The 10,983-nt window shown below is 61.9% G+C and carries 15 protein-coding genes; all 15 read left to right on the forward strand.

Annotated features, from left to right (window positions below):
* Positions 1-100 precede the first annotated feature (100 nt).
* Complete coding sequence (fabF, locus tag AC53L6_RS16930; RefSeq protein ID WP_299206636.1) at positions 101-1,360, forward strand: beta-ketoacyl-ACP synthase II; 1,260 nt, start codon at positions 101-103, stop codon at positions 1,358-1,360.
* Positions 1,360-2,526 carry an endolytic transglycosylase MltG gene (mltG, locus tag AC53L6_RS16935; RefSeq protein WP_496908706.1) on the forward strand — a complete coding sequence of 389 codons (1,167 nt, stop codon included), beginning with the start codon at positions 1,360-1,362 and terminating at the stop codon, positions 2,524-2,526. The genes fabF and mltG overlap by 1 nt, the downstream gene beginning before the upstream one ends.
* Positions 2,527-2,867: 341 nt before the next feature.
* On the forward strand, positions 2,868-3,212 hold the full coding sequence (locus AC53L6_RS16940; RefSeq protein WP_299206632.1) for a hypothetical protein: 345 nt from the start codon (positions 2,868-2,870) through the stop codon (positions 3,210-3,212).
* On the forward strand, positions 3,121-4,491 hold the full coding sequence (locus AC53L6_RS16945) for a DNA-packaging protein (RefSeq protein ID WP_496908707.1): 1,371 nt from the start codon (positions 3,121-3,123) through the stop codon (positions 4,489-4,491). The genes AC53L6_RS16940 and AC53L6_RS16945 overlap by 92 nt, the downstream gene beginning before the upstream one ends.
* A 134-nt stretch (positions 4,492-4,625) precedes the next feature.
* The gene (locus AC53L6_RS16950) at positions 4,626-5,810 is read left to right on the forward strand and encodes a phage portal protein (protein ID WP_496908708.1); all 1,185 of its coding nucleotides are present in this window, start codon (positions 4,626-4,628) and stop codon (positions 5,808-5,810) included.
* Positions 5,803-6,030 (forward strand): GTA head formation protein, RCAP_rcc01685 family, encoded by a 228-nt coding sequence (locus AC53L6_RS16955; protein WP_299206628.1) that lies wholly within the window; start codon positions 5,803-5,805, stop codon positions 6,028-6,030. The genes AC53L6_RS16950 and AC53L6_RS16955 overlap by 8 nt, the downstream gene beginning before the upstream one ends.
* 27 nt (positions 6,031-6,057) lie before the next feature.
* On the forward strand, positions 6,058-6,621 hold the full coding sequence (locus tag AC53L6_RS16960) for an HK97 family phage prohead protease (RefSeq protein ID WP_299603130.1): 564 nt from the start codon (positions 6,058-6,060) through the stop codon (positions 6,619-6,621).
* Positions 6,622-6,661: 40 nt separating this feature from the next.
* The gene (locus tag AC53L6_RS16965) at positions 6,662-7,840 is read left to right on the forward strand and encodes a phage major capsid protein (protein ID WP_299206624.1); all 1,179 of its coding nucleotides are present in this window, start codon (positions 6,662-6,664) and stop codon (positions 7,838-7,840) included.
* 162 nt (positions 7,841-8,002) lie between these two features.
* Positions 8,003-8,599, forward strand: a complete 597-nt coding sequence (locus AC53L6_RS16970) for a head-tail connector protein (RefSeq protein WP_496908709.1) — start codon at positions 8,003-8,005, stop codon at positions 8,597-8,599.
* Positions 8,596-8,934, forward strand: coding sequence for a phage head closure protein (locus AC53L6_RS16975; RefSeq protein WP_496908710.1), 339 nt, complete (start codon positions 8,596-8,598; stop codon positions 8,932-8,934). The genes AC53L6_RS16970 and AC53L6_RS16975 overlap by 4 nt, the downstream gene beginning before the upstream one ends.
* Positions 8,931-9,356: a DUF3168 domain-containing protein gene (locus AC53L6_RS16980; protein WP_299703079.1), complete on the forward strand. Its 426-nt coding sequence runs from the start codon at positions 8,931-8,933 to the stop codon at positions 9,354-9,356. Before AC53L6_RS16975 ends, AC53L6_RS16980 begins: the two co-directional genes overlap by 4 nt.
* Positions 9,357-9,368: 12 nt before the next feature.
* Entirely contained in the window at positions 9,369-9,788 is a 420-nt protein-coding gene (locus tag AC53L6_RS16985; RefSeq protein WP_299603121.1) for a phage major tail protein, TP901-1 family, read from the forward strand.
* On the forward strand, positions 9,788-10,105 hold the full coding sequence (locus AC53L6_RS16990) for a gene transfer agent family protein (RefSeq protein ID WP_472727699.1): 318 nt from the start codon (positions 9,788-9,790) through the stop codon (positions 10,103-10,105). The genes AC53L6_RS16985 and AC53L6_RS16990 overlap by 1 nt, the downstream gene beginning before the upstream one ends.
* Complete coding sequence (locus AC53L6_RS16995) at positions 10,102-10,308, forward strand: rcc01693 family protein (RefSeq protein ID WP_299206611.1); 207 nt, start codon at positions 10,102-10,104, stop codon at positions 10,306-10,308. The genes AC53L6_RS16990 and AC53L6_RS16995 overlap by 4 nt, the downstream gene beginning before the upstream one ends.
* Positions 10,305-10,970 (forward strand): RcGTA-type gene transfer agent tail tape measure protein, encoded by a 666-nt coding sequence (locus AC53L6_RS17000; protein ID WP_496908711.1) that lies wholly within the window; start codon positions 10,305-10,307, stop codon positions 10,968-10,970. Before AC53L6_RS16995 ends, AC53L6_RS17000 begins: the two co-directional genes overlap by 4 nt.
* Positions 10,971-10,983: the final 13 nt, after the last annotated feature.

Below are 10,983 nucleotides of genomic sequence, written 5' to 3' on the forward strand. Positions count from 1 at the left end.
TCTGGCTTGCCGAGGCGAACGAGCCGTACCCCGTCGGGACTTGAACAGGGGTATGCGGGCGCGGTAAGAGGCGAGCCAGAAACGAGAGGGGCATGAGCAGATGCGCAGAGTTGTCGTGACAGGTCTTGGACTGGTGACGCCATTGGCGGACGGGGTCGAGGCAAGCTGGAGCCGTATTCTGGACGGGCAATCGGGCGCGGGTCCGATCACGCAGTTCGATCCCGAGGGGCTGACCACAACATACGCGTGCGAAGTGCCCCGCGGGGACGGCACAGATGGCACGTTCAATGGCGATGCCTACATGGCGCCAAAAGAACAGCGCAAGGTCGATACCTTTATCATGTTCGGTTTGGCCGCGGCACAGCAGGCCGTTGAAGATGCCGGTTGGATGCCCGAGGACACCGAGAGCCTGGAGCGCACCGGCGTTCTGATCGGCTCCGGCATCGGTGGCCTGAACTCCATCGCGAACACTGCCGTGATGATGGAAGAGAAGGGGCCGCGCCGCGTGTCTCCCTTCTTTGTGCCGGGTGCGCTGATCAACCTGATCTCGGGTCAGGTGAGCATCAAGTACGGGTTCAAGGGGCCGAACCATTCTGTTGTGACTGCCTGTTCGACAGGTGCCCACGCCATTGGTGATGCGAGCCGCCTGATCCAGCATGGTGATGCGGACGTGATGATTGCGGGTGGGGCCGAGGCCGCCATCTGCAAGATCGGCATCGCGGGCTTCAACGCCTGCAAGGCGCTGTCGACCAAACGTGCCGACGATCCGCAATCGGCAAGCCGTCCCTATGACGAGGACCGCGATGGGTTTGTCATGGGTGAGGGTGCGGGTATTGTTGTGCTTGAGGAATATGAGCACGCCGTGGCCCGTGGTGCCAAGATTTACGCCGAAGTCCGGGGCTATGGCCTGTCCGGCGACGCCTACCACATCACCGCGCCGTCCGAGGATGGCGAAGGTGGTGAGCGTTCAATGAAAGCAGCGCTGCGCAATGCGGGGCTGGAGCCGTCGGATATCGACTACATTAACGCGCACGGCACCTCGACCATGGCGGACACCATTGAGCTGGGCGCGGTCGAGCGTTTGCTGGGCAATCATGCGGCCAACGTGACCATGTCTTCGACGAAGTCGGCGACCGGCCACTTGCTGGGTGCTGCGGGTGCGATCGAGGCCATCTTCTCGATCCTTGCGATCCGTGATCAGGTCTGCCCACCGACCATCAATCTGGACAACCCTGCCGTTGCGACGCCGGTTGATCTGGCACCCAATGCCAAACGCGAACGCAAGGTCGACGTGGCCCTGTCTAACAGCTTTGGCTTTGGCGGTACAAATGCCAGCGTGATCTTTGGAAAGGTCAGCTGATGTGGCGATCCATCGCCTCGAACGCACTGACATTCCTGATCGTGGCCCTGTTCGTGGTGGGCGGTCTGATCCTGTGGGGACGCGGTCAATATGAGGGTGCGGGTCCGCTGACTGAGGCGATCTGTGTTCAGGTGGATCGGGGATCGAACTTTCGCCGTGTGAGTGCGGACCTTGAGGAACAGGGGGCCGTCAACCATGGCTGGATTTTCCGCACCGGGGCTGAGTACGCGGGCAAGACAAGCGCGTTGAAGGCCGGGAGTTTTCTGGTCGAACCCGGTGCGTCCATGGAAGAGATCGTGGATGTTGTGACCCGCGGTGGTGCCAGCACCTGTGGGACAGAAGTGGTCTATCGTATCGGGGTGAACCGTCTGAGTGCGCAGGTGCGTGAATTGGACCCTGCAACAAACCGTTTCGTGGAGCGCGCCGAGTTCCAGCCGGGTGAGGAAGAAGTGCCTGAGATTTATACCGAAGTGCGTGCGGCACAGGACACGCGATATCGTGTGGCGCTGGCCGAGGGTGTGACGAGCTGGCAGGTCGTGGACGCGTTGCGCAACATGGATGTGCTGGATGGGGAGGTCGCTGAAATCCCACCGGAGGGCGCATTGGCCCCCGACAGCTATGAAGTGCGCAGCGGCGACAATCGCGCAGACATCCTGACACAGATGGCCGAACAGCAGGAGTTGTGGGTGTCCGCGGCCTGGGAGTCTCGCGATGATGCCCTGCCGCTGGAGAGCCCGGAGGAGCTGCTGACCCTTGCCTCGATCATCGAGAAGGAGACGGGTGTGGCTGAGGAGCGGCGCCAAGTGGCGTCGGTGTTTGTGAACCGGTTGAACCGTGGCATGCGCCTGCAGACGGACCCGACGGTGATCTATGGCATCACCAAGGGGCAGGGCGTTTTGGGCCGTGGGTTGCGCCGGTCGGAGCTGCGCGCCGCGACGCCTTGGAATACCTATGTCATTCAGGGTCTGCCGCCGACTCCGATTGCCAATCCGGGGCGGGAAAGCCTGATGGCTGCGGCGCAGCCGGATGCCACGAACTTCGTGTTCTTTGTGGCTGACGGGACCGGCGGGCACGCCTTTGCCGAGACGCTGGATGAGCATAACCGCAACGTGGCCCGTTGGCGTGAGATTGAGGCGGAGCGCGCGAACCGGTCGGATGATGGGTAGGGCGGACGACACGTCCGCCTTACGGGGCGCAAGGGTTCAATCGTAAGGCGGAGGTGTCCTCCGCCCGTTTGTCCCCGCGGGGACAAACAAGTGTTGTTGTGGGGGATCAAAGACTTACGCCTTGCGTTAACCACATGTTAACCACTGAAGTAAGATTTTGTTAATCATACCGTACGGTTAGAGGGTTTTCCTCAAGTCGAATTCGCTTGACTTTGCGAACGGTCACACGTATAACTTGTGACAAGCTAGAAGAAGTGGGCAAGCGGCCCCGGGGTGACCCGGAGGTCGCTTTTCTATTTCTCTCGTGCGGAGCTATCCCAACGCATGAGAGGTCATATCACATGGCATTGATTACCCCGGAGGCGGAGGGCGACCGCAGCGAGGAGCTTGTCTCGTCGATGCAGGACACCCTGACGACAATGCGAAAGCACTTCAAAGCCTTCACAAGAAAGGCAGAAGCCGGGGAGGATGTGAAGGAAACTGAGGTGAACAGCCAGCTTGTCACGTTGAACAAGCTGATCGTGAACCTGGAAGGTATGGAGAAGAAGCTTGACGAATTTCGACAAGCCCGAACCGGCATCGCCCAGAACGGATATGCCTTCGACCTTGATCTTGCCCGAGCTGAGGTACGGTGCGCGCTTGGTCGCCTCCGCGCCTGCGGAAGTGCAGGAGCAGTTTCTGAGTGAGTTGGGAGAGGGCGCCTTGGGCGCCCTCCCTTTTCTGTTCGAATTCTGGGCGATGGAGCACCAGTTGCCGCCCGAAGGCGACTGGCGGTCCTGGGTGATCATGGGCGGGCGCGGCGCTGGCAAGACGCGCGCCGGGGCCGAGTGGGTCCGATCCATGGTCGAGGGGCCGATGCCCTTGGACAAGGGCAAGGCCAAGCGGGTCGCATTGGTGGGCGAAACCATCGAGCAGGTCCGCGAAGTGATGATTTTTGGTGAGAGTGGGTTGCTTGTGTGCTCACCCGCGGATCGCCGTCCGAAGTTTCATGCGACCCGAAAGATGCTGGAATGGCCCAACGGGGCCATCGCCACCATTCACACGGCCCATGACCCGGAGGGGTTGCGGGGGCCACAGTTTGATTGTGCCTGGGTGGATGAATTGGCGAAGTGGAAGCGCGGGCAGGAGACCTGGGACATGCTGCAATTCGCGTTGCGGTTGGGCGATGATCCACGCGTGTGCGTGACGACGACGCCCCGCAACGTTGAAGTTTTGAAGGATTTGTTGGAGCAGTCGTCGACTGTTGTCACCCATGCGCCGACCGAGGCCAATTCGGCCAACCTGGCGTCCTCGTTTCTGGCTGAGGTAAAGCGCCGCTATGCCGGGACCCGGTTGGGGCGGCAGGAGTTGGAAGGGATATTGCTGAGCGATGCCGAGGGGGCGTTGTGGACCACGGCGATGCTGGATGCCGTGCGGCGGAAGCGAAAACCGAAGCTGGACCGCGTTGTGGTGGGGCTGGACCCCGCTGTGTCGTCGGGCAATGCGTCGGATGAGTGCGGCATCATCGTGGCGGGGGTGTCCATGGAGGGGCCGCCGCAGGATTGGCGCGCCCATGTCATTGCCGATTGCACCGTGCAGGGATTGGGCCCTGCCGGTTGGGCAAAGGCGGCCATTGATGCAATGAAAAAGTACCAGGCGGACCGCTTGGTGGCCGAGGTCAATCAGGGTGGTCAGTTGGTCAGCGAGGTGATCCGACAGGTCGATCCGCTGGTGTCTTTGAAGACCGTGCATGCATCCCGTGGCAAGGTAGCGCGGGCAGAGCCTGTGGCCGCATTGTACGAGCAGAACCGGGTGACGCACGGGTTGGATTTGGGTTCTCTGGAGGATCAGATGACCCGTATGACCCGTGTTGGGTATGAAGGGCAGGGATCGCCGGACCGCGTGGATGCGTTGGTTTGGGCCTTGCACGAGCTGATGATTGAGCCGGCTGGTCAGTATCAACGGCCCGGTGTGCGCGGGTTGTGAGCGGCCCTGCGGGGCGAGTTTATTTGGCAAGATGAAGCAGGGGATGCCCCTTGCGGTGAGGCGGTTCCATTCGGGCCGCCTTTTTCTTTGAGCGACGGGCCGGGCGGCCCTTTGGGATCAAAAGGAGACCCTTCGTGTTTGATTTCTTTCGGAACCGGGCTGTGGCGGATGTACCAGAGCAGAAGGCAAGTGCGACGGGGAAGGTTGTGGCCTGGCAGACGGGGGGCCGTGTGGCCTGGTCACCGCGCGATGCCGTGTCGCTGACCCGAGCGGGCTTTTCCGGGAACCCGGTCGGGTTTCGGTCGGTCAAGCTGATTGCTGAGGCCGCAGCGGCTTTGCCCTTGGTGTTGCAGGATGTGGAGCAGCGGTTTGAGACGCATCCGATCCTGTCGCTGATCAAGCGGCCCAATCCGGGGCAGGGGCGAGCTGAGCTGTTGGAAGCGCTTTATGCGCAGCTGCTGTTGTCTGGGAACGCTTATGTCGAGGCGGTGGCGGGCGAGAGCGGTGCGCCGCTGGAGTTGCACGTCTTGCGGTCGGATCGGATGTCAGTGGTGCCGGGAGCCGATGGCTGGCCGGTGGCGTATGAGTATGCGGTGGGTGGGGCCAAGCATCGGTTTGATGCCACGGGGCCGGTGAGCCCGATCTGTCATATCAAGAGCTTTCATCCGCAGGACGATCACTACGGTTTCTCGCCCATGCAGGCGGCGGCGATGGCGTTGGATGTCCATACGGCGGCGTCGCGCTGGTCGAAGTCTTTGCTTGATAACGCCGCGCGGCCTTCTGGGGCCATTGTCTATCGCGGCTCGGATGGCCAGTCGCAATTGTCGGGCGATCAGTATGATCGTTTGGTGAGTGAGATTGAGACCAATCATTCGGGTGCGCGCAATGCGGGGCGTCCGATGTTGCTGGAAGGTGGTTTGGATTGGAAGCCGATGGGCTTTTCGCCATCGGACATGGAGTTCCAGAAGACCAAGGAGGCGGCGGCGCGGGAGATCGCGTTGGCCTTTGGGGTGCCACCGATGCTGTTGGGCATTCAGGGTGATGCGACATATGCCAACTATCAAGAGGCCAACCGGGCTTTCTATCGTCTGACCGTATTGCCGCTGGCGACCCGTGTGGCCGCCGCCTTGGCCGAATGGTTGGGCGCGCATACCGGTGAGGATGTGGTGCTGGCCCCCGATCTGGATCAGGTGCCTGCCTTGTCGAGCGAGCGGGATGCGCAGTGGGCGCGGGTGGCCAAAGCGGATTTCCTGAGCGTGGCTGAGAAGCGCCGCCTTTTGGGGCTGCCAGCTGTGGCCGAGGACGGTGCGGATGGATGACGCCAAGCTTTGGGAACGGTTTGCCTGTGGCCCGGGCCTGAAGCTGGAAGCCCATGAGCGTCTGACCGAAGTCCATTTTGCCAATATTTCCGACCGTTTGGAGCGGTTGGAAAAGTTGATGGAGCGGTTGGAGAAGCGGTTGTGGCTGACCGTTTACGGTGTCGTGGCGGTTGTGCTGGCGACCGGATTTCAATCGATTATGGCGGCCATTCCTCACTAGGGATCCGCATCGAAGAGGAGAGAGCAGATGCAGGCAGAGACCGGTCTGGAAACGAAATTTGCGCGCTTTGGCGAAGGTGTCGAGGTGAAGGATGGCCTGGGTGTAGAGGGCTATGCGAGCCTGTTCGGTGCCTGTGACCAGGGGGGCGATGTGGTGGGCAAGGGCGCTTATGCAGCGTCCCTCAAGGCCATCGCTGCCGAAGGGCGCAACGTGAAGATGCTGTGGCAGCATGACCCCGCCTTTCCCATCGGCGTGTGGGACGAGGTGCGGGAGGATGCCAAGGGGCTGTGGGTGAAGGGGCGATTGTTGCCCTCGATCGCCAAGGGCCGTGAGGCGGCGGAGTTGATCGGGGCGGGGGCCATTGATGGTCTGTCCATCGGCTACCGCACCGTGAAGGCCACGAAGAATGACAAGGGCCAGCGGCTCTTGACCGAACTGGAGCTTTGGGAGGTGTCGCTTGTGACCTTCCCGATGCTGCCCAGTGCGCGGGTGGCGGCCAAATCCGAAGAGATGCCTTCGGATCAGGACGACCATTTGCGCGACATGGCGGCGGCCCTGCGGGCTGCGCGCGCGGAGTTGGCGCAGCGCTAAAGCGCGGGGCCGTTTCACACCAACCATCAAGGACATGCTGATGAGCAAGACCGAGATCAAGGCTCGGGCCGGGGAAGGTTTGTCCCCGGCTCAGGAGGTTGCAGAGGCCGTAACGGGTTTCGTGACCGAATTCAAAGGCTTCCAAGCCGACTTTCAAACCAAACTTCAACAAACGGAAGAGCGACTGACCATGCTGGATCGGAAAAACATGACTGCGGCGCGCACCCCTCTGGCAGGTGCCGTCGAAACGGGTGCCCCCCATCAGAAGGCGTTCAACGCCTATCTGCGTTCGGGTGAGGATGATGGCCTGCGCGGCCTGGAGCTGGAGGGCAAATCGCTGTCCACTGCCGTGAACTCGGACGGTGGTTACCTCGTTGACCCGCAGACGTCGGAGACCGTGAAATCGGTTCTGAATGCCACCGCGTCGATCCGTTCCATCGCGTCCGTGGTGAATGTCGAGGCGACATCCTTTGACGTGCTGGTCGATCACACCGATGTAGGTGCAGGCTGGGCGACCGAAACCGCCACACAGGCCGAGACCGACACCCCCACCATCGACCGCATCACCATCCCGCTGCACGAGCTGTCGGCCCTGCCGAAAGCATCGCAGCGTTTGCTGGATGACAGCGCGTTCGACATCGAAGCGTGGCTGGCAGGTCGCATTGCCGACAAGTTTGCCCGCGCCGAGGCTGCGGCATTCGTCAACGGTGACGGCATCGACAAACCCCGTGGTTTCCTGACCCACACATCGGTCGACAATGATGTCTGGGCCTGGGGCAACCTTGGCTACGTGCCTTCTGGTATCGACGGTGACGTGACTGCCGAGGCGATCATTGATGTGGTGTACGCACTGGGTGCCGAGTACCGCGCCAACGCGACCTTTGTCATGAACTCCAAGACGGCTGGCATCGTGCGCAAGCTCAAGGACAATGACGGCCGCTTCCTGTGGTCCGATGGTCTGGCTGCCGGTCAGCCCGCGACCCTGATGGGCTACCCGGTTCTGATCGCCGAGGACATGCCTGACGCCGGAACGGGTGCCGACGCCATCGCCTTTGGTGACTTCAACGCAGGTTACACCGTGGCCGAGCGCCCCGACCTGCGTGTGCTGCGTGACCCCTTCAGCGCGAAACCTCACGTTCTGTTCTATGCCACCAAGCGCGTGGGCGGCGACGTGAGCGACTTTGCGGCGATCAAGCTGCTGAAATTCGCAACGGCCTGAACGGCTGATGCGGATGGCCGGGGGTGGGCAACTGCCCCCGGTTCCGGGTGCGCGCTGGAAGTGCGCCGTGTTGTCTAGCTGCTCCCCTCCGTCCGAGCAACGCGGACTGGCGCGCGCCCGGGCCTTTGGAGCCGAGGGGCAGAATTTTCCTGGAGATGTTCCATGATGTTGAACGAAGAGACCACGGTGCCCGACGCCGCGCTGCCGGTCGAAGAATTCAAGGCGCATCTGCGCCTGGGCAGCGGGTTCGGCAATGATACCGTGCAGGACGCGGTGCTTGTCAGTTTCCTGCGTGCTGCGATTGCGGCGGTTGAGGCGCGTACGGGTAAGATCCTGATTGAACGCGATTTTACACTGTCTGTGACGTCGCTGCCTGCCTCGGATGCAGTTGGATTTCCAATTGCTCCGGTGAACACCGTGAGCGGTGTGACGCTGGTGGATCGTGCAGGTGCCGTGACGGATGTGTACGGCGATGCATACTGGCTGGAGCGGGACGCGCATCGGCCGCGACTGCGTTCGGTTGGGCATTCCCTGCCGACGATTCCCGCAGCTGGCAACATGCAGGTTGCGTTTGGTGCCGGGTTTGGTGCGGCTTGGTCCGACGTTCCGGCGGATCTGGCGCAGGCCGTGATGCTTTTGGCGGCTCACTACTACGAGTTCCGCAACGAGACGGCATTGAGCGAAGGGTGCATGCCCTTTGGCGTGACCAGCCTGATCGAGCGTTACAGGCCCATACGTTTGGGCGGAGGCGCAAGATGAAACTGCCGCGCCTGAACCGGCGCCTGACCCTGGAGAGCCCATCGCGTGTGTCTGATGGCGCCGGTGGTTTCTCGGAACGCTGGATGCCCTTGGGTGTCCTGTGGGCCGAGCTGACTGCACGGACAGGCCGAGAGACGATCGCCACTGGCGCGGCGGTGTCCGCCGTTCCGTATTCGGTTGTCGTTCGTGGTGCCCCGGTGGGGCACCCGGAGCGTCCTATTGCCGATCAGCGGTTCCGTGATGGCAATCGCGTGTTTCACATCCGCAGTGTTGCGGAGCGTGATGCTGAAGGCCGTTACCTGGTCTGCATGACCGATGAGGAGGTCGCGATATGAGCTATGCCGTTTCTGCAGCCCTTCAAAGTGCCGTGTTTACAGCAATTGCGTCAGACATCGCGGTTGGTGATGCAGTTGGCGACGCTGTCTATGACGCGGTGCCCAGTGGTGCGTTGCCGAACATGTACATCAACCTTGGCCCGGAAACCGTGCGTGTTGCGGATGACAAGACAGGCAGCGGCGCCGTCCACAGTTTTGTCGTGTCGGTCGTGACCGAGGTGCCGGGGTTCTTTGCCGCCAAGGAAGCGGCGGGCGCTGTTTGCGATGTTCTGCATGATGCCGCTCTGACGCTTGATCGTGGGCGGCTGGTGTCCCTGCGATTTGAGCGCGCGCGTGCCGTAAAGATCGACAAGGGCACGGGCCGCCGCATCGACCTGACGTTCCGCGCGCGGACGGAAGACAACCAATCAACCAATATCTAACGGAGAAAACCCATGGGTGCTCAGAACGGAAAGGACCTGCTTCTGAAGGTCGACATGACCTCGGACGGGCAGTTCGAAACCATTGCGGGTCTGCGGGCCACGCGCGTCAGTTTCAACGCCGAGAGCGTGGATGTCACCAGCCTGGAGAGCCAGGGCGGGTGGCGTGAGCTGCTGGCGGGGGCCGGTGTGCGGTCCGCCAACATCACGGGCGCCGGTGTGTTCAAGGACGAAGGCACGGATGAGCGTGCGCGCCAGATCTTCTTTGACGGCGAGACGCCGGATTTTCAGGTGATCATTCCTGATTTCGGCGTTGTCGAAGGGCCGTTTCAGGTGACGTCGCTTGAGTACAGCGGCAGCCACAATGGCGAGGCGACTTACGAGATGTCGTTGGCCTCGGCCGGTGCATTGACCTTTACGGCACTTGTAGCCTGATGACCAATCCGTGGAGGGGAGAGGTCACGCTGGTGATCGACGGTCAGCCTCAGGTGATGCGGCTGACCCTTGGTGCTTTGGCGGGGCTTGAGACGGCTTTGGCGGAGCCATCATTGGTTGCCTTGGTGGAGCGGTTCGAGCAGGGCCGCTTTTCCAGTGCCGACGTGCTGGCTGTGCTGAAGGCTGGTTTGGCTGGTGGCGGCTGCGCCTTTGATGCCGACCACTTGGATCACGCTGACATTGCGGGCGGACCCATGGGGGCGGCTCGTGCTGCGGCCGAGTTGATCGCGCGGGCCTTCGTGGTGCCTGAGGCATGACAAAGACATTGGACTGGCCCGCGCTGATGCGGGCCGGGATGCAGGGGCTGCGCCTGACGCCAGAGGCGTTCTGGGCGCTGACCCCTGCCGAATTGCAGATGATGCTGGGCACACCGGGCCAGGCCGCACCGCTGTTGAGCGACGGTCTGGACGCGTTGATGGCGGCCTGGCCGGATGAACGGTCGGAAGGGGATCCGGAATGACTGATTACCGAGATGAGATCGAGAACCTTGACGAGAACGCCGAAGATTTGCGCTTCACGCTGAGTGCAACCTCGGACATGGTCACCGGTTTCGACAGCGAATTGCGCCGCATGCGCGAGAGTCTGGCGGCGACCAACAAGGACGTGGCGACGCTTGAGAAAGGGCTGTCGCGTGGATTGCGCAAGGCCTTTGATGGTTTGGTTTTTGATGGGGCGAGCCTGTCGGATGCCCTGGATGGGCTGGCCAACTCGATGATCAACGCGACTTACAATGCGGCGATCAAGCCTGTGACAGATCATGTTGGTGGATTGCTGGCCTCTGGTGCTGGCGGCTTGTTCGAGAAGATCCTGCCCTTTGCCGATGGCGCTCCGTTCAGTCAGGGGCGCGTGATGCCGTTTGCGTCAGGCGGTGTCGTCAGTTCTGCCACGCCGTTTGGCATGCGCGGTGGAATGGGCGTGATGGGTGAGGCGGGGCCAGAGGCCATCATGCCGCTTGCCCGTGGTCCTGATGGCAAGCTGGGTGTGCGTGGCGGTGGCGGGCAGGGTGGTCCGACTGTCGTGATGAACATCACCACACCGGACGTGCAGGGCTTTGCCCGGTCGCAAAACCAGATCGCTGCACAGATGAACCGCGCACTGAGCCGCGCGAACCGCAACAGATAACAAATTGAAGGGG

Source organism: Tateyamaria sp. LSS28 (assembly GCF_059611725.1).